This window comes from Streptomyces venezuelae (genome assembly GCF_008642335.1).
Taxonomy (GTDB): Bacteria; Actinomycetota; Actinomycetes; order Streptomycetales; family Streptomycetaceae; genus Streptomyces; species Streptomyces venezuelae_F.
On sequence record NZ_CP029191.1, the window covers coordinates 857303 to 875516 of the forward strand.

Sequence of the window (18214 nt, forward strand, 5' to 3'; positions counted from 1 at the left end):
GCGATCCCGTACGTATGACGATGGGCCCGCCCCGATGTGGGGGCGGGCCCATCGCGTCGTACGGCGCCGTGACCTCCGACGACCGGTGTCAGCCGAAGACCACGCAGGACGCGGCGGGCGCCGCGACGGAGCCCGTGCGGCTCGGGATGCCTGTCTCCTGGTCGATCGCGAACCAGGTGACATCCCCGGAGCGCTCATTGGCCGCGTACAGGTGCCGGCCCGCCGGGTCGATCGCCAGGTCGCGCGGCCACTTCCCGCCGCACGACACGGTCGCCTTCAGGCTCGGCACGTCGCCGGTCTCGTCGAGGGCGATGACGGAGATGACGTCGGGGCCGCGCGTGGCGGTCCACAGGAACCGGCCGTCGGGCGCGATCACGACCTCCGAGGGGTACGTGTCGCCCTCCGGGGCCTCCGCGAGGACGGGCAGCTCGCCGAGCGGCTTGAGCGAGCCGTCGGCGGCGTCCCAGGCGCAGACGGTGAGGGTGGGGCTGAGCTCGTTCAGGACGTACGCGCGGTCGCCGCGGGGGTGGAACACGAGGTGCCGCGGTCCCGAGCCCGGACGCAGCGCCACCTCGCGGTGCAGGGTCAGCCCGCTCTCGCCGAACGCGCAGACGCGCACGGAGTCCGTGCCGAGGTCGACACTGACCGCCCAGCGTCCGCTCGGGTCCGCGAGGACCTGGTGCGCGTGCGGGCTCTGCTGACGCTGCGGGTGCGGTCCCGATCCGGTGTGCCTGAGCTCGCTCGACGGCGTGGGGGCGAGGGTCCCGTCGGCCCGCACCTGCACGGCGGTGACGCTGCCCGACCGGTAGTTGGCGGTGAGCACGTGCCCGTCGTACAGGGCCAGGTGGGTCGGCGCGGAACCGACCGGCACCGGCGGGCCCGTGAGCTCGGCCCTCTCCCCCGCGGTACGGAACGCGGCGACACCGCCGTCCGAGGTCTCACTGACCGCGTAGAGCGTCTCCCCGTCGGGCGAGAGCGCGAGATACGACGGGTCCGCGACCGCGTCCGTGGCGCCGAGAACGGTCAGCGCACCGCTCTCCGGCGCGACGGCCGCGGTGAGGACACCCGGCCCCCCGGCCGCGGTGAAGGATCCGATGTACGCCCGCCCCGTCTGCCTGCCCACGACCACGACTTGTCCCCTCTCGACCCGGGCGCCCCGTCCGTCACGCCACTCGTGCGCCAGACGCTAGCAGTCGGTCTAGACCAGCGGGCGGTCGAGGGGACGTCATTCCACGGCGGCCACCCCCACGCCCACCGCGATGAACAGCCCGCCGGTCGCCCGTTCCCAGCGCCGGCGCCAGGCCGGGCGGTCCAGGGCCGTGCGCAGGCGGACGGCGACGCGGACGAGGGACAGCCAGAAGACGACGCCGACCAGGACGTCGACCGCGCCGAGCAGGAAGATCTGCCGCGTCAGGGAGCCGTCCTGGTGGACGAATTGCGGCAGGACGCTGAGGAAGAACAGTGCGGCCTTCGGGTTGAGCACGTTGCTGAGGAAACCCTGCGTGAAGCTGTTCCGGCGCCCGCCGGCCGGTGTCGGCCGCCGCGGGGCCGGCGCGTCGTCCTTCCGTGCGTCCCGCAGGGCGCGCACCCCCAGCCAGATGAGGTACGCCGCACCCGCCAGCTTGATGACGGTGAAGGCGAGGGCGGACCTCGCGGCGATCGCCGACAGGCCCAGGGCCGCCGCGCACGTGTGCACGCACAGGCCCGCCTGGGTGCCCAGCGCCGCCACGCGCCCCAGGGACGCGTCCCGCGCGGCCGCCCGCAGGACGACGAGGAAGTCGGGGCCCGGGACGAGGTAGGCCAGCAGCACGACCCCGAGGAATCCGGCGAGATCGATCGACATCACAGTGCTCCGTCCTGCGATCGGCGCGCCCAGGCCCGCATCGCCGGACGCCTCATGTCCCGTGGGTTCCACGAATACGGCGGCTCACCCGCATGAACCCGACTGCGGCCCGATGCTGCGCACGCACGGCCCGCGGGGGTAGGCGTACCCGGCAGCAGACCCATCCCGCACCGCAGGAAGGCAGGCCCATGAGCACACCGGCCCATCCGCACCCGGCCCCCGGGACGGGCGGCGAACCGCGCAGGTCGATGGTGGTGTGCGGGGTGATCGGCGCGGCGGTCACGGCCGCGCTCGACGAGATCGTCTTCCACCAGATCCTGCACTGGCACCACTTCTACGACCGTTCCACGCTCGGCGTGGGGCTGCTCTCGGACGGGCTGCTGCACACCGCCGAACTCCTCGCCCTGGTCGCCGGGTTCTTCCTCTACGCCGATCTGCGCAGGCGCCGCGCGCTCGCCCCGGCCCACGCCCTGGCCGGGTTCTTCCTCGGCGCGGGTGTCTTCCAGGTGTTCGACGGCATCGTGGACCACAAGCTGCTCCGTCTGCACCAGGTCCGCTACGGCGTGGACGTCACGCCGTACGACTGGGCGTGGAACCTCGCCGGTCTCGTGCTGCTGGTCGTGGGCGGGGTGCTGGCCGTCCGTGCGACGCGCCGGAGCGAAACGAGGTCCGTGGCGTGACGGTCGCGCACGGTCGGCACGGCGCCGCCATGGGGGCGGGTGCCGGGGAGCTGATCGCGGTCGTCGGCGCGGTGCTCGTGGCCGGGGGTTATCTGCTCGCCGCGCGGCGCCTGCGGCGGCGCGGCGACGCCTGGTCCCCGTGGCGTGACGTCTCGTTCGGCGCCGGTGCCGCGGGCGTCGTGTGGGCCGCGATGGGGCCGCTGCCGGGCGGGCCCTTCACCGCGCACATGGGCCGGCACCTGCTGGTCGGCATGGCCGCCCCGCTGCTGCTCGTCCTGGCCCGCCCCCTCACCCTCGCCCTGCGCGGCCCGGCGCCCGGCGCCGCGCGCCGTGGGCTGCTGGCGATGGCCCACTCCCGGCCCGTCGGATGGCTGGTCTTCCCGCCGCTGGCGGCTCTCCTCGACGTCGGCGGACTGTGGGTGCTGTACCGCACGCCGCTGTTCGCGGGCATGGGGCACGAGCCGTGGCCGCACGCCCTGGTGCACGCTCACGTCCTCGCCGCCGGGCTGCTGTTCGCCTTCGCCGTCTGCCGGCTCGACCCCGTGCGGCGCCGCTGGGGCCTCGCGGTGCGCGGCGCGACGCTGCTGGCCGCGGGCGCCGCGCACGCCGTACTCGCCAAGACCCTGTACGCGACGGCGCCGCCCGGCACCTCCTTCGCCGCCGGTGATCTGCGCACCGGCTCCCAGCTCATGTACTACGGCGGCGACCTGGTCGAGGCCGCCCTCGCCGCCGTCGTGGCCGCCTCCTGGTACCGGGCCGCCGGAAGGGCTCAGCGGCGGCAGCGGCGCCGGGCCTCCGCTGACTGGGCGTACCGCGGTTGTGCACGCCCCGCGGACAGCGGAGTCTATGAAAGATGAACGGGGCTGGTGTGGCGCCATGACGGCAGGGAACCGTGAGCAGGCCGACTTCCGTGGTCCCCTCGACGTCACCAGGGCGGCCACGGCGGTCATCGACGCCCACGACACGGTCATCGGGTGGAGCCCCGCAGCCGAGCGGCTCCTCGGCTACACGCCGGGGGACATCGTCGGACGGCCGGTCGCCACGTTCCTGGCGCCGGGCGCGACGTCGTCCGGCCCGCCGCTCCGGTTCCAGGGGAACGAGATCCGCGTCGCCCGGCACCGTGACGGGCACGACGTGGTCGTCGCCACCGGGGTGTGCACCCTGCCGGGTGCGGGACCGGCGGTGCGCGTCCTCGTCGCGGCGGAGCTCACGGCCCTGCGCCAGTGGGAGGCCCGCCTCGCCCTGCTGCACGGGCTGGCCACCCAGTCTCCCGTCGGCCTCGGCATCTACGACACCGACCTGCGCCTGACCTGGTGCAACACGGCGTACGAACGGGAGATAGGGCGTCCGTTCGACGAGTTCCGCGGGCTGCGCGCCGACGAGCTGTACTCCGACGGGAAGTTCGTGACCAAGGGCCACCCGCCCACACTCGAAGCGGTCATGCGGCACGTGCTGGACACCGGCGAGCCCTTCCTGGACCTGCACTTCCAGGGCCGGCCGCCCAGCGAACCGGACACGGAGCACCTGTGGTCCTGCGCCTACTACCGGCTGCAGGACGCCGACGGGCGCGTGATCGGCGTGTGCGAGGACGCCTTCGACATCTCCGACCGCTACAAGGCCCAGCGGCGGCTCGCCCTGCTCGTCGAGGCGGGGCGCCAGGTGGGCGGCGCCCTCGACGTGCGGGTCACCGCCGAGAAGATCACCGAGGTGGCGGTGCCCGAGTTCGCCGCCGAGGTCGCCGTCGACCTGGCGCAGGCGGTGCTCGAGGGCGAGGTGCCGGCCACCAGCGGCGCGGCGGCGGCGTCGCTGGTGCGGGTCGCCCGCTGCTGCCCGGGCGAACGGGCCGACGGGTCGGGCCTGTCCGGCGGGTCCGGGGTCGCCCCCTCCCCCGTGCATTACCCGGCCGGTTCGCCGCAGGACCGCAGCCTCGCCTCCGGCGGGCTCGTGCTCGACGAGTCGGAGCTGGTCGTGCCGTTGCGGGCCGGGAACAGCGTGCTGGGCCTCGTCACTTTCCTGCGCGATCCGGGTGCGGCCGCCTTCGACAGCGGTGAGGTGGCGCTCGCCGACGAGCTGGTCGCCCGTACGGCCGTCTCCATCGACAACGCCCGCCGCTTCACCCGGGAGCGCACCGCGGCCCTCGCCCTGCAGCGGCAGCTGCTGCCCCAGCAGCTGCCGGAGCAGTCCGCGGTCGACCTCGCCCACCGCTATCTGCCCACGGACGACGTGACGGGCGTCGGCGGCGACTGGTTCGACGTCATCCCGCTGTCCGGGACCCGGGTCGGGCTCGTGGTCGGGGACGTCGTGGGCCACGGGCTGCAGGCGGCGGCCACGATGGGGCGGCTGCGGACGACCGTGCGGGCGTTCGCACAGCTGGACATGGACCCGGTGGAGGTGCTCGCGCGGCTCGACGACATGGTGGCGCAGTCGGCGGAGGAGCAGTGGGGCGGCACGTGGGCGACCGGCGGGGCCTACGCCGATGTGACGACCGGGGCGACTTGTCTCTACGCGGTCTACGACCCGGTCTCTCGGCGCTGCGTCATGGCGAGGGCCGGGCATCTGCCGCCCGCGGTGGTCGACCCGGACGGCCGGGTCTCCTTTCCCGAGCTGCCGGCGGGGCCGCCGCTCGGCCTCGGCGGGCTGCCGTTCGAGTCCATGGAGATCGAGCTGCCGGTGGGCAGCCTCCTGGCCCTGTTCACCGACGGTCTGGTCGAGGCCCGCGACCGCGACATCGACCACGGGCTCGACACCCTGGGGCAGGTGCTCGGCGACCGTGACGCGTCACTGGAGGAGCTCTGCGACCGGGCCGTGGCGCAGCTCCTGCCGAGCGGCTCGACGGCCGACGACACCGCGCTGCTGCTCGTCCGCACCCGTGAGCTCGACGCCTCGCAGGTCAGCGAGTGGGAGCTGCCCGCGGATCCGGTGGCACCGGGGCGGGCCCGGGAGCTCGCCACGCGGCAGCTGCACGAATGGGGCCTCGAAGAGCTGTCGTTCGCGACGGAACTCGTCGTCAGCGAGCTGGTGACCAACGCGGTCCGCTACGGCGGAGGCCCCATTCACGTACGCCTCATCCGTGACCGCACCCTCCTGTGCGAAGTCGCCGACACCGGCCACACCTCGCCGCATCTGCGCCACAGCACCGAGGAGGACGAGGGCGGGCGCGGCCTGCTCATCGTCGCGCAGCTCGTCCAGAGGTGGGGCACGCGGTACACCCGCTCAGGCAAGACCATCTGGACCGAACAGGCCTTTCCCGCATCGAACTGACGGATGACGGGCGGAAGTTGGCTAGGGTGGCGGGACGAGCGGTGTCAACGGCCCTGACGGGAGGGGAAGGTGGACCGCCTTGCCACGGAAGGGCCGGTGACCGGCCGCCCGACGACTTCCGCGTCACTGCCCGCCGCGCTGCGCGCGTGGCTCGGGCTGATCGCGGTCCTCGCCGCGTCGGCGGTCGTCGTCATCGGCGTCCAGTACGCGGGACACAGCGAGGCAGGACGGGTCGACAGGTGGTTCATCGACCCGACGGCGGACAGTGTGGGCGGTCCGTGGCGGAACGTCGCCCTGGCCACGGACTTCTGGGGTGAGCCCGTGGGCGCGGCGCTGCTCGTGGTGGCCGCGGTGGCGGGCTGTCTGCTGCTGCGGCACCGGCGCGGGGCGGTGCTCGTGGTCGTCGGCGCGGCGGTGGCCGTGGTGGTGACGACGCTCGTCAAGTCCGTGGTGGACCGCACCATTCACGGCGCCGACAACCTGTCCTACCCGAGCGGGCACACCGCGTTCGCCACCGCGCTCGCGGTCGCGGTGGCGCTCGTCGCGACCGGCCGCCTGGGCCTCGGCAGGGCGGCCGGTCTGTCGCTCGTGCTCGGGGCGGCGCTGGTGGCGGGCGCCGCCATGGGGTGGGCCCAGGTGGCGCTGAGCGCGCACTACCCGACCGACGTGCTGGGCGGGTGGTGCACGGCGCTCGCGGTGGTGCCGGTGACGGCGTGGCTGGTCGACCGGGTCGCCGACGCCCGGCCGACCGACGACACCTGACGTCAGACCAGGCGGCGGAAGACCGGCTTCACCGGCCGCCCGGCCAGCCAGGGCGCGGGGTCGTCCGCGTCCAGTGCCTTGCGGTAGACGGCGCAGGCCTCGGCGACCACGTCGACGGTCCGGTCGATGTCCGCGTCGTCGAGCGCGCTGCTCACCACGAACGACGGGGCGAGCACTCCGCCCGCGAGGAGGCGGCGCAGGAACAGCGTGCGGTACTCCTGCGACGGCTGCCCGTTCGCGTCGAGCGTGCCGAAGACCAGGTTGCTGGCCCGCCCCCGGACGACGACGTGGTCACCGACGCCCATGCTCGCCGCGGCGTCCCGGACCCCGGCGGCCAGCCGCTCGCCGAGGGCGTGCAGCCGTGCGGTGATGCCCTCCTCCACGTACACGGTCTGCACGGCCATGGCGGCCGCGAGGGAGTGCGTCTCCGCGCCGTGCGTGGTGGACAGCAGGAACACCCGCTCGTCGGAGTGCCGGAGCCCGCCCCGCTCCATCAGCGCACGGCGCCCGGCGAGCGCGGAGACGGCGAACCCGTTGCCGAGCGCCTTGCCGAACGTGGACAGGTCCGGGGTGACGCCGTACAGACCCTGGGCGCCCGCCTCGGACCAGCGGAAGCCGGTGATCATCTCGTCGAAGACGAGGACGCAGCCGTGCCGGTCGGCCAGTTCGCGCAGGCCCGCGAGGTAGCCGGGCGGGGGCTCGGTGTGCGAGGCGGGTTCGAGGATCAGGCAGGCGACCTCGTCCCGGTACCGGGTGAGCAGGTCGTCGGTGGCGGCCAGATCCCCGTACGGGAACGACACCGTGAGCGCGTTGGTCGACTCCGGGATGCCGGCGGACATCGGGGTGGTGCCGATGAACCAGTCGTCGACGGAGAAGAACGGGTGGTCGCCGCAGATCGCCACCCGCTGCCGTCCGGTGACGGCGCGGGCGAGGCGGACGGCGGCGGTGGTGGCGTCGGAGCCGTTCTTCGCGAACTTCACCATCTCGGCGGTCGGCACGGTCGCCAGGAAGCGTTCGGCGGCGTCGGCCTCGACGATGGAGGGCCGGACGAAGTTGCTGCCGCGGTCGATCTCCCGCCGTACCGCCTCGGTGACGCGGGGGTGCGCGTGGCCGAGGCTGACCGAGCGCAGGCCGGAACCGTACTCGATGTAGCGGTTGCCGTCGACGTCCCACACGTGGGCGCCCTGGCCGTGGCTGATGACCGGGGCCAGGTGCTCGGGGTACTGGTCGTCGCCCTTGGCGTACGTGTGCGCGCCGCCGGGGATCATGGCGTGCAGTCGTTCGTTCGCCGCCCGCGACCGGGGCAGCGAGAACTCCTCATCCTTCACGGTGAGTTCATCCACGGCGGGTTCAGCTCTCTTTCTGCTTCAGGACCTCGGCGAGGCTCGGCGCCTCGCGGTCCCGCTGGGACAGCTTCGCGGGCGGCAGCGGCCACGGAATCGCGAGCTCGGGGTCGTCGAAGGCGATCGTGACGTCCTCGGCCGGGTCGTGCGGGCGGTCGATCCGGTACGAGGTGTCGGCGGTCTCGGTCAGCGCCTGGAAGCCGTGCGCGCACCCCGCCGGGATGTACAGGGTCAGCTGGGTCTCGCCGGACAGTTCGAAGAAGGCCCGGTTGCGGTACGTCGGTGAGTCCTTGCGCAGGTCCACGACGACGTCGAAGATCTTCCCGTACGAGCACCGCACGAGCTTGGCCTCACCGGCGCCGGAGCGCAGGTGCATGCCGCGCAGCACGCCGCGGGCCGAGCGGGACAGGCTGTCCTGGACGAAGGCGTCCGGGTCGAGGCCGACGGAGCGGACCACGTCGGCGTCGAAGGTGCGGCTGAAGAAGCCGCGTTCGTCGGCGTACGGCGTCGGCTCGAAAAGGAACGCGCCGTCGATCTCCGGGACTCGGGTGGCTTTCATGGGGTCTCCCGCAAGGCGTGGGCGTCTTGGATCTTCGGAAACAGCGCGGCGCTCAACTCGGCGAACTGGTCCCGCAGTTGCGCCGCGGCGAGCCGGTTGCGCTCGGCGAGGGTCCGGCGCAGGTCCGCCGACTGCTTCTCCAGCGCCCGGAACTGGTCCAGGAGCCGGTCGGCGTCGACCTCGCGGGCCGGGTGGCAGTAGGAGCCGAGGCCCATGCGGTCCATGAGCGCGTCGCTCTTGGCCGCGTAGCTGAGCGCGAGCGTGGGCGTGCCGGCCTTCAGCGCGCAGACCAGGTTGTGGTACCTGGTCGCCACCGCGGAGTCGGCGGCCGCCATCTCCTCCATCAGGTCGGCGAGCGAGGCCGTCTCGGCGGCGGTGACCAGCGGTGAGTCGACCGCGTCGATGATCGCCTCGACCACCGACGTGTCGCACGTGTCGCCGGTGAGGAGCCGGACCGGCCTGCCCTCCTCGACCAGCGCGCGCACGAACCGGGTCGTCCCTTCGAGGTAGCGCCGGTGGATCTCCTCGGCGCGCGCACGGTCGTCGTTGCCGCCGTGGAAGTCCATGACGCCGACGCAGACCGTGCCGTTCGCCGTGCCCGGCGGCGGTGTGGGCAGGGCGAAGGCGAGGTCCGGGTAGACCTCGTCCCGCGCCGTGTCCACGCCCATGTCCCGCATCGCGTCGCGGGACAGGTCGTCGCGGTACGAGCGGTAGGCGGCGAGCCGCGCGGACAGGCGCACCAGGGCCCGGGTCGGCCAGTCGCGGATCGGGGCGGCGCCGACGCCGACGAGCGCGACCCGGGTGCGGAAGAGGCGGCCGCTCGCGCAGAGCAGGAACAGCGAGTACGGGAAGCCCCACGGCCGCAGCGGCAGTGTGGCCTCCAGGACTCCCATGCCCGGCACGATCACCACGTCGTGCCTGCGCACCCAGGCGGCGGTGCGGGCGACGTCGACGAGTTTGCCGACGCCCTTCGCGGCGATGGCGCCCACGCGGGACGCGGTGCGGTACTCGCCGCGGTTCCAGTGCAGCCGGGTGGCGGGGATCCCGTACCGGGCCGTGACGGTCTCGGGTCCGCCGCACAGCGCGTCCACGGGCGCGTCGGGGTGCTCGGCGCGCAAGTGGCCGAGCACGGCTTCGAGTGATCCGTCGTTGCCGAGGTTGCCGGAGCCGAGCAGGCCGAACACGCCTACCCGTGGAGCGGTCCTCATGCCCCGCGCCCCTCACGTCCGGCCACGAGGGCGTCGACGGAGACGTCGAACTTGGCCGGGTCGACGGGGGCGCGGTCCTCGACGCGTTCGCCGGCGCCGGGGCGGGCCCGGCTGGTCATCCAGGCGGCCAGGTGGCCGTAGCAGGCGCGCCGGTCGGCCGCGGAGAGCGGTGCCCGCCGGATCGCCGAGACGAACCCGGCGACGTACTCGGCGAGGAGCCGGGGCGTGGGGTGCAGCAGCCCCGCGCGGCGCGGGTCCAGGTTGACGCAGCGGGAGCGCTTGGAGGGGTTGGCGCGTTCGGCGCGGGTGGGGTGGTCGCGGCGGAAGTAGAGGAGTTCGGGCACCTGGTGGAAGGGGCCGTGCAGACCGATCTCGGCGACGAAGGTGCGGTCCGCGTGGTGGTAGCTGTCGTGCGGTTTCACGCGGCGCAGCACGTCGGCGCGCATGACGCCGTAGAAGTCGTCGCCGCCGGGCTCGAACAGCATGCTGCGGAACCGCTCGGGCGCGCGCGGCGAGTCGGTGGCGAGCGTGTACTCGTAGGGAACCTTGACCTTGCCGTCGCCGTCGATGACCGCCTGGTCGGCGTGGGCGAGGATCACCTGGGGCCGCTCGTCGAGGGCCTCCACGCAGCGCCGCAGGAGGTCCCTGGCGTACAGGTCGTCGTGCGAGGCCCACTTGAAGAGTTCGCCGCGGCACTCGGTGAAGACGTAGTTGTGGTTCGGTGCGGCGCCGATGTTGCGGGTGAGGCGGATGTAGCGGATGCGGGAGTCCTGCGCGGCGTACTTGCGGCAGATGTCCTGCGTCCCGTCGGTCGACGCGTTGTCGGAGATGACCAGCTCGAAGTCCTCGTAGGTCTGGCCGAGCAGGGCGTCGAGGGATTCGGCGAGGTACTCCTCGCCGTTGTAGACGGGCAGGCCGATGCTCAGCCGGGGGGCGCTGCCCCGAGATGCAGTCATGTGGTCCTCACTTCGCGAAGAGTGTTCTGGTGGTGCTCGCGCAGGGCCCACCGGAGGTGCAGCCACCACACGGCCGAGCCGCAGACGGTCGCGGCGGCGACGCCCCAGGCCGAGCCGACCGTGCCGCCGGCCGCCGCCCCGCCGAGTCCGCCGGCGACGTAGCAGGCGGAGGCGAACAGCTGGCTGCGCAGGCTGCGCCGGGCCGCGCCGAGCGCGCGGAGTCCGGCGGCCGCGCCGGTGCCGAGTCCCGCGCCGACGACGCCGAGCGTGACCGGCACGATGAGTTCGGAGGCGGCGGCCCAGACGTCGCCGAGGACGAGCTCACCGGCCCGGTCGGGGATCAGGAGCAGCGCCCCGCCCCAGAGCAGTGCGGCGACCGCCTGCCCGCCGCCGAGGACGAGGCAGAACTGGCCGAGGCGGTGCGGGGCCCTGCGCAGGACCCGTGCCGCCTCGGCGACGGTGACGAGGGAGAGCCCCATCAGGACGGCCATGAAGGGGCCGAGCAGGAGTTCGGCGCCGCGGATGACGCCGACCGCGCCGACGCCGACGATGACGCCGAGGCCGTACGCCCGCAGTTGGCTCGCACCGCTGTTGCTGACGTTCTCGACCAGGTACCGGGTGCCGAGGTCGCGGTGCGCGCGGAGCCATGCGCGCGCGCCGGTCACCCGGGGCCGGATCCCGGACTGGAGACAGCCGTACGCCGCGGCGACAGCGGCGGAGCCGCCCCAGGCGAGGACGAACGCCCCCACGCTGCCGATGCGCGCCGCGACCAGCAGGGCGGGGACGAGCGCGGCGCACCACACGAGGTCGTTGACGAACGCCTTGCGGCCGGCGCCCGCGGCGAAGAACGCGAACCGCCACGCGTCCTGGAGGAGCAGCCCCGGCAGGACGACGCCGAGACAGGCGAACGCGGTGCCCACGCGGCCGCCCACGGCGAGGCCGACCACCGCCGACACCACGCCGAGGGCGAGGCCGGTGCCGAGCGCGGTGCCCGACGCCCGGCCCGCCGCCTGGCGCCACGACTGCTCCGGAACGCCGCTGAAGCGGACCACGAGCGGGTCGGTGGCCAGGCCGCGGGAGACGTTGAGCACCACGCCGTAGGTGACCCAGGCCAGGCTGAACACGCCGAACGCGGTCACCCCGAGCGAGCGGGCCACGTAGACGCCCACGGCGAAGTTGCTCATGCTGGACGCCGCCTGGTCGGCGAGACCCCAGGACAGCCGTCCGACGATGCCCCGCCTGGCGCTCGGCTCCGCGGGCTCCGCCGGTGTCGTCTTCTCCCCCTCGGTGGTCATCGGCGTCATGCCTTGAGCAGCCCTGCGCCGTGCAGGGCGTCGGCCGCGACGGCGACGGCGTCGAACGGCAGCCCGGACCGTTCGGCGATGTCCAGCAGGCTGTGCTCGCCGTCGGAGAGGTTGAGCACCCAGAGCATGGCCATCTGGGCGTCCTTGGTGTCGCTGCGGCCGCCGAGCGCGTCGTACAGGCCGCGGCGGCCGAGCTGCGGTTCGCCGTAGGGGCTGAGGTTCTGGTACCTCCGGTTGCGGTCGAGGACGCCGAACGCCTCGCGGCAGACGGCGAGGGTGTCCGCCATCGCCTCCGGGGAGACGAAGTCCGGGTTGTCCGCCGAGGTGTGGTACTCGGGGTAGCCCGCGTACGGGGTGCGGCTGAGGGAGCCCACGCCGAGGTCGAACCCCGGCGAGCAGTACTGGCGCTCGTCGTAGCCGTACGGCGTGAACTCGGCGATGCGGTGCGGGCGTTCGGAGACGTCGAGGACGTGCCGGAGCACCCGGTCGATCTCCGCGTCGCCGCGTCGGCTCTGCTTGTACGTGAGCCGCCCCGAGTCACCGGCGCAGGCCAGCACGAGCCCGTGCTTGACCTGGTCGATGCGCTCGGCGTTGCGTGCCAGCCAGGTGATCGCGCCGATGGTGCCGGGCGCGAAGATGAACCGGTACGTGTAGTACGGGTTCCGCTCGGCCAGCTCCCGGGCCAGGAACGTCGCCACCGCGACGCCGGCCAGATTGTCGTTGGCCAGCGACGGGTGGCAGACGTGGCAGGAGACGATGACCTCGTCGGCGACCTGCCCGGGGACGACGTGCTCGGCGTAGGTGAGGTGGCCGTCGGCGAGCGTGGAGTCGATGCGCACCTCGTACTCGCCGTCCGGCAGCGCGTCCAACGTGTCCTGGGCCAGGCAGAAGCCCCACTCCGGCTTGTAGTAGCTGGTGCGGTACGGCACCCAGGCCGGGTGGTCCGGCAGGGTGTGCAGATGGTCGCGCAGCTCGGCCAGCGGCATGGTCCTGGCGACCGGCACGCTGTAGCCGAGCACGTGCAGGCTGGACGCGGCGAAGTCGACGACCCGGCGGCCCGTGGAGTCGGCGACGTACGCGTCCCGGATGTTCCACTCCTGCGGGACCGTCCAGTCGAGCACCTGCGTCCCGGTCGGCACCTCGTGCACGGTGAGCGGGACGTACTCGTCGACGATCTGCAGGGTGGCGCGCACGCCGTCGCCCGTGATGCTCCGGCAGAGCGGGTAGAGCCGCTCCACCAGCGCGTGCATCTGCCCGCCTGCCTCGGTCATCGGCGCCACCGCAGGGTCTCGTCGACGGTGCCGGCGTCGGAGGCCGCGCGCAGCACGGCGAGGCGGGTGAAGCGCTGCTCGAAGTCCTCGCGGGTCAGGCCGTGCTTGCGGTAGGCGTCGGCGAGTTCGAGGGCGCCCCGCTTGACGGTCCACTCGCAGTCGAAGCCGGGGATCGCGGCGCGGAACCGGGAGAAGTCGACGCGGTAGGAGCGGGGGTCGGCGCCGTTCTCGCCGGTGATCCGCACCTTCGCGCCGGACACCGCCTCGGCGACCTGCTCGGCGATCTCGGCGACCGTGACGTTGTTGGTCTCGCTGCCGATGTTGAACGCCAGGTCGTGCACCGCGTCGCGGGGTGCGGTGAGCGCGGCGGTGAAGGCCCGCGCGATGTCGGCGGCGTGCACGAGCGGCCGCCAGGGCGTGCCGTCGGAGAGGACGAGGACCTCGCCGGAGAGGAGGGCGTGGCCGACCAGGTTGTTCAGGACGATGTCGGCGCGCAGCCGGGGCGAGTAGCCGAAGGCGGTGGCGTTGCGCATGTACACCGGGCTGAAGTCGTCGTCGGCGAGCGCGTGCAGGTCGTCCTCGACCCGCACCTTGGACTCGGCGTACGGCGTCACGGGCCGCAGCGGGGCGTCCTCGGCGACCAGTTCGCCGCCGCCCGCCGCGCCGTAGACGGAGCAGGTGGAGGCGTACAGGAAGCGCCGCACCCCGGCCTCGCGGGCGAGCCGGGCGAGGCGCACGGAGGCGTGGTGGTTGATGTCGTACGTGAGGTCGGGGGCCAGCGCGCCGAGCGGGTCGTTGGAGAGCGCGGCCAGGTGGATCACGGCGTCGATGCCGGTCAGGTGGTCGGGTGTGACGTCGCGCAGGTCGACGCGCGGTCCCGGCGGGTCCACGGGGCGCGGGCCGAGGACGCAGTCGGCGAACAGGCCGGAGTCCAGGCCGACGACGTCGTGTCCGGCGGCGGTGAGCACCGGGGCCATCACGGTGCCCAGGTAGCCCTGGTGTCCGGTGAGCAGTACGCGCAAGGTTCAATCCCCCAGCTTGAGTGCGAGTTTGGTGACGGCGAACGCCTCGGCGTAGCGCGCGTGGCATTCGATTCCGCGGATCCGGGCGAGGCCGAGGAAGGCCTCGCGGTCGTACCAGGGCCGGTGCCGCTGGGAGGGGTAGTGCTCCTGGAGGAGCCGTACCTTCTCCTCGGCGGTCTCCGGTGCGAGCGGCTGGTACGCGGTGGGGCGGCCGAGGTCGCCGTCCCACTTGACGATCTCGTAGCCGAGGACGAGGTGGTCGCGGAACGCGGTGGGGATCAGCTGGGCGAGGCCCCGGTGGTCCTGGTGGGCGTCGTCGGTGCGCGGGGCGATGACGAGGTCCGGTTCGGTGCGTGCGCGCAGTTCCTCGACCGCGGCCTTGGCCTCGTCCCAGTGCACGGGCATCCGTCCGTCGGGCAGTTTGAGGACGGTGACGGCGAGTTCGGCGCCGGGGCAGAAGGCGGCGAGCGCGGCCAGTTCCTCCTGCTCGCGTTCGGTGCCGCCGCCGGAGAGCACCAGCGCGTCGACGCGCAGGCCGGGCCGGGCCGCGCACATCGTGAGGAGTGTGCCGCCGGCGCCGATGGCGATGTCGTCGCAGTGCGCGCCCACGGCGACGATCCTTTCGAGGGGTCCCGCGCCGAGGCTGATCACGCGCCCACCCCTGCGCTGTCGCGTTCCCACACGGCCCACGGGCGGTCGCCGCGGGTGTAGGCGTCGTCGAGCGCGGCGCGCTCCTTGACGGTGTCGGTCGGCTTCCAGAAGCCGCGGTGCTGGTGCGCCACGAGGCGGCCGCTCTTGGCGAGCTGGGCGCAGCCGTCGGCGACGAGGTCACCGTTCTCCGGGATGTGGTCGAAGACTTCCTGGCGGAGCACGAAGTAGCCGCCGTTCTCCCACATGGGCAGCTCGCTGACGGGGGTGATGCCGCCCACGAGGCCGTCGTCGCCGAGCTCGACGCAGTGGAAGGAGGACTGGGGCGGCACGACCATCATCGAGGCGCCCGCGTCGCGCCGGGAGAACTTGTCGATCATCTCCGGGAGCGGGGCGTCGGTGAGCACGTCGGCGTAGTTGGCGAGGAACATCTCGTCGCCGCCCAGGTGATGGCGGACCCGGCGGAGGCGTTCCCCGATCGGCGACTCGATGCCGGTCTGGGCGAACGTGATCGTCCAGTCGGCTATGTCGGTGGAGAGCAGTTCGGTCTGCCCGCCGCGCAGCACGAAGTCGTTGGACGTCGTCTCCTCGTAGTTGAGGAAGAAGTTCTTGATGTGGTGGGCGCCGTACCCGAGGCAGAGGATGAACTCCTTGTGCCCGAAGTGCGCGTAGTAGCGCATGACGTGCCAGATCAGCGGGCGCGGGCCGACCATCGCCATGGGCTTGGGCACGTCGTCCGCGGCACCGCTCCGCATCCGCATGCCGTAGCCGCCGCAGAAGAGAACGACCTTCATGCTGTGACCTCCTTCGAGGACGCGGCCTCGACGATGCTCAGTTCGGGGATGGGGAAGACGAGGCGGCCGCCCCACTCGTGCACGTACGCGAGCTGCTCGGCCAGTTCGGCCCGCAGGTTCCACGGCAGGACGAGGACGTAGTCCGGCTTGTCGGCGGCGATCTGTTCGGGCGCCAGGATCGGGATGCGGGTGCCCGGGGTGAACCTGCCGTGCTTGTACGGGTTGCGGTCGACCGTGTACGCGAGCAGGTCGGGGCGGATGCCGCAGTGGTTGAGCAGGGTGTTGCCCTTGCCGGGTGCGCCGTAGCCGACGACGGTCTCGCCGCGCTCGGCCGCCTCGATGAGGAACTTGAGGAGGTCCCGGCGGACCTTCGCCACCCTGGCGGAGAACTCGGTGTATCCGGACAGCTCCTGGAGACCGGCGGCCTTCTCCCTGGCCAGTACGTCCGACACGCGCTGCGACGGCTCACCCGCCACGTCGGCAGGCCGGGCCCACAGTCGGATGGAGCCGCCGTGGGTGGGCAGCAGCTCGACGTCGACGAGGGCGAGGCCGCCGCTGGCGAGGGCGCGGATCGCGGACGCCACCGTGTAGTACTGGAAGTGCTCGTGGTAGATCGTGTCGTACTGGTTCTCCTCGATGAGGGTCAGCAGGTGCTGCACCTCGATGGAGACCCAGCCGTCGTCGGCGACCAGGGCGCGCAGTCCCTGGGTGAAGCCGACGACATCGGGGATGTGCGCGTACACGTTGTTGGCGACGACCAGGTTCGCCGGGCCGTGCTCGGCGCGGACGGCCGCACCGGTCTCCGGGGAGAGGAACTCGGTGAGCGTGGGGACGCCCGCCTCCCGTGCGGCGGCGCCGACGTTCACCGACGGCTCGACGCCGAGGCAGCGGATCCCGCGCTCCACGACGTGCTTCAGCAGGTATCCGTCGTTGCTCGCGACCTCGACGACGAAGGCGTCCGCACCGAGCGCCGCCCGTTCCACCGCGTCGGCGACGAACGTGCGGGCGTGCTCCACCCAGGAGGTCGAGAAGGAGGAGAAGTACGCGTACTCCGTGAACGTCTCCTCGGGCTTGATCAGCGGCGGGATCTGCGCGAGCCAGCAGTCGGTGCAGACCCGCAGGTGCAGCGGGTACGCGGGCTCGGCCAGGTCCAGTTGGTCCGCCGCGAGGAAGCTCTCGCACGGCGGTGTCGCCCCCAGGTCGACGACGCTCGCCAGCGTCGCCGAGCCGCAGAGTCGGCATGCTGTCATCGGGTCCCCCCATATCTGCCCGCGCGTGTCCCCCACCGCGAGCCAGTGCTTGCTTTACCTGTCGGCGACGGGCTTTCCCCGTCGCCGGACCGCTCCGCGATCGCGGAGCGGTACCCCTCCTCCAGGCGCTCCAGGCCCACGGCCGGGCTGAACCCCTGTTCGTAGCGGCGCCTGGCCGCCCGTCCCATCTCCCGGTTGGCGGCCGGGTCGGTGGCGACGCGGCGCAGGCACGACGCGAGCGACGTGGCGTCGCCCGGCCGGTGCAGCAGCCCGGTCACGCCGTCCTCGATGAGCTCGACGAAGGCGCCGTGCGCGGCGGCGACGGCCGGCACCCCGGCCGCCATCCCCTCGGCGACGACCAGGCCGAACGTCTCCATGGCCATCGAGGGGGCCACCACGGCGATCGACTTCGCGACGCCCTCCCGGCACCGCTCCGGGTCCCACAGGCCGACGTATCGCACGTCGTCCCGGCCCCTCGCCCAGGCGGTCACCTCCCGCTCCAGCGGCCCCGCCCCGGCGATCACGAGCGGCGCACCCACCCCGCCGCTCGCCGCGACCTCGTCCCACGCGGCCATGAGCAGCCGTACGCCCTTGGCCTCCGCGAGGCGTCCGAGGTAGAGCACGTGCTCGCCGTCGGCCGTCCTGCGGGCGTCCGGGTCGGGCACGAAGTTGTGCTTGACCGTGAGCCGTTCGGCCGGCATGCCGGAGCGCACCAGGGTGTCGCGCTGCGCGGCGGAGATGCAGAAGAACCGCTCCACGCCGGACCACCACCGGCGCCGGTTGACGGCGAGGCTGACCGCGAGCGGCACCGTCGCGAGGCGCGAGTCGCGGTAGCAGCCGTGCCGGACGGCGGGCAGTGACATCTTGGAGCCGACGCATTCGGTGCACGGCCTGCCGTCCCGGTGCAGGGTGCCCGGCGGGCAGACCTGGGTGTAGTTGTGCAGCGTGGCGACGGTCGGCACGCCCGCGTCGGCGCAGGCGGCGAGGACCGCGGGCGACAGGAGCGGGAAGACGTTGTGGACGTGCACGACGTCGGGCCGCTCCGCGCGGAGCCGGGCGGCGAGCTCGGTGCGGACCTTGGGGTTCCACGGTACGAGCAGCGGCACGGTGGCCTTGCTCGGCAGGGAACGTGCGGCGATGTCGTCGCTGCGCCGCTCGAAGACGTCGACGTGGTGGCCTGCCGCGCGCAGCAGCGCCACCTCCTCGTCGACGACTCTGTTCTCGCCGCTCGGCTGGGCCGAGGAGTAGCGGTTGTGCACGACGAGAACGCGCAAGTCGTGCGTGTCGTGCGGACCGTTTCCTGCGTGCATGCT

At 73.2% G+C, this 18214-nt stretch carries 17 protein-coding genes; 4 read left to right on the forward strand and 13 right to left on the reverse strand.

The features are described from left to right. Positions 1-88: 88 nt before the first annotated feature. Both DEJ49_RS03790 and DEJ49_RS03795 read right to left on the reverse strand, forming a co-directional pair. Complete coding sequence (locus DEJ49_RS03790) at positions 89-1129, reverse strand: lactonase family protein (RefSeq protein WP_190329261.1); 1041 nt, start codon at positions 1127-1129, stop codon at positions 89-91. A gap of 96 nt (positions 1130-1225) precedes the next feature. Beyond that, positions 1226-1843, reverse strand: coding sequence for a LysE family translocator (locus DEJ49_RS03795; protein WP_150182385.1), 618 nt, complete (start codon positions 1841-1843; stop codon positions 1226-1228). A 188-nt stretch (positions 1844-2031) separates the two neighbouring features. Between DEJ49_RS03795 and DEJ49_RS03800 the strand changes: the two genes are divergently transcribed. From DEJ49_RS03800 to DEJ49_RS03815, 4 genes are all read left to right on the forward strand, one after another. Beyond that, a complete protein-coding gene (locus DEJ49_RS03800; protein ID WP_223832713.1) occupies positions 2032-2523 on the forward strand; it encodes a DUF2243 domain-containing protein in 492 nt (163 codons plus the stop codon). Beyond that, entirely contained in the window at positions 2520-3380 is an 861-nt protein-coding gene (locus DEJ49_RS03805) for a cytochrome c oxidase assembly protein (RefSeq protein ID WP_223832714.1), read from the forward strand. Before DEJ49_RS03800 ends, DEJ49_RS03805 begins: the two co-directional genes overlap by 4 nt. A gap of 19 nt (positions 3381-3399) precedes the next feature. After that, the gene (locus DEJ49_RS03810; protein WP_150182386.1) at positions 3400-5784 is read left to right on the forward strand and encodes a SpoIIE family protein phosphatase; all 2385 of its coding nucleotides are present in this window, start codon (positions 3400-3402) and stop codon (positions 5782-5784) included. Between the two features lie 69 nt (positions 5785-5853). Continuing rightward, positions 5854-6546: a phosphatase PAP2 family protein gene (locus DEJ49_RS03815; RefSeq protein WP_411757134.1), complete on the forward strand. Its 693-nt coding sequence runs from the start codon at positions 5854-5856 to the stop codon at positions 6544-6546. A gap of 2 nt (positions 6547-6548) precedes the next feature. Here the strand turns inward: DEJ49_RS03815 and DEJ49_RS03820 are convergent, their stop codons facing one another. Genes DEJ49_RS03820 through DEJ49_RS03870 form a run of 11 tightly spaced genes read right to left on the reverse strand, consistent with a single transcriptional unit; the run spans position 6549 to position 18175 of the window. Next, on the reverse strand, positions 6549-7874 hold the full coding sequence (locus tag DEJ49_RS03820) for a glutamate-1-semialdehyde 2,1-aminomutase (protein WP_150188033.1): 1326 nt from the start codon (positions 7872-7874) through the stop codon (positions 6549-6551). Between the two features lie 22 nt (positions 7875-7896). Then, positions 7897-8448, reverse strand: coding sequence for a dTDP-4-dehydrorhamnose 3,5-epimerase (rfbC, locus tag DEJ49_RS03825; protein ID WP_150182387.1), 552 nt, complete (start codon positions 8446-8448; stop codon positions 7897-7899). Beyond that, positions 8445-9656, reverse strand: coding sequence for a polysaccharide pyruvyl transferase family protein (locus DEJ49_RS03830; protein WP_150182388.1), 1212 nt, complete (start codon positions 9654-9656; stop codon positions 8445-8447). Before DEJ49_RS03830 ends, rfbC begins: the two co-directional genes overlap by 4 nt. Further along, on the reverse strand, positions 9653-10612 hold the full coding sequence (locus DEJ49_RS03835) for a glycosyltransferase family 2 protein (protein WP_150182389.1): 960 nt from the start codon (positions 10610-10612) through the stop codon (positions 9653-9655). The genes DEJ49_RS03830 and DEJ49_RS03835 overlap by 4 nt, the downstream gene beginning before the upstream one ends. Beyond that, positions 10609-11916 (reverse strand): hypothetical protein, encoded by a 1308-nt coding sequence (locus DEJ49_RS03840; RefSeq protein WP_150182390.1) that lies wholly within the window; start codon positions 11914-11916, stop codon positions 10609-10611. Before DEJ49_RS03840 ends, DEJ49_RS03835 begins: the two co-directional genes overlap by 4 nt. After that, positions 11913-13187, reverse strand: a complete 1275-nt coding sequence (locus tag DEJ49_RS03845) for a DUF4910 domain-containing protein (RefSeq protein ID WP_150182391.1) — start codon at positions 13185-13187, stop codon at positions 11913-11915. The genes DEJ49_RS03840 and DEJ49_RS03845 overlap by 4 nt, the downstream gene beginning before the upstream one ends. After that, a complete protein-coding gene (locus tag DEJ49_RS03850; RefSeq protein WP_150182392.1) occupies positions 13184-14209 on the reverse strand; it encodes an NAD-dependent epimerase/dehydratase family protein in 1026 nt (341 codons plus the stop codon). Before DEJ49_RS03850 ends, DEJ49_RS03845 begins: the two co-directional genes overlap by 4 nt. 3 nt (positions 14210-14212) lie before the next feature. Then, complete coding sequence (locus DEJ49_RS03855) at positions 14213-14860, reverse strand: PIG-L deacetylase family protein (RefSeq protein WP_150182394.1); 648 nt, start codon at positions 14858-14860, stop codon at positions 14213-14215. Beyond that, on the reverse strand, positions 14857-15651 hold the full coding sequence (locus tag DEJ49_RS03860; protein ID WP_150182396.1) for a glucose-1-phosphate cytidylyltransferase: 795 nt from the start codon (positions 15649-15651) through the stop codon (positions 14857-14859). The genes DEJ49_RS03855 and DEJ49_RS03860 overlap by 4 nt, the downstream gene beginning before the upstream one ends. Next, positions 15648-16901, reverse strand: a complete 1254-nt coding sequence (locus DEJ49_RS03865) for a class I SAM-dependent methyltransferase (RefSeq protein WP_150182398.1) — start codon at positions 16899-16901, stop codon at positions 15648-15650. Before DEJ49_RS03865 ends, DEJ49_RS03860 begins: the two co-directional genes overlap by 4 nt. Continuing rightward, on the reverse strand, positions 16898-18175 hold the full coding sequence (locus DEJ49_RS03870) for a glycosyltransferase (RefSeq protein WP_150188034.1): 1278 nt from the start codon (positions 18173-18175) through the stop codon (positions 16898-16900). The genes DEJ49_RS03865 and DEJ49_RS03870 overlap by 4 nt, the downstream gene beginning before the upstream one ends. Positions 18176-18214: the final 39 nt, after the last annotated feature.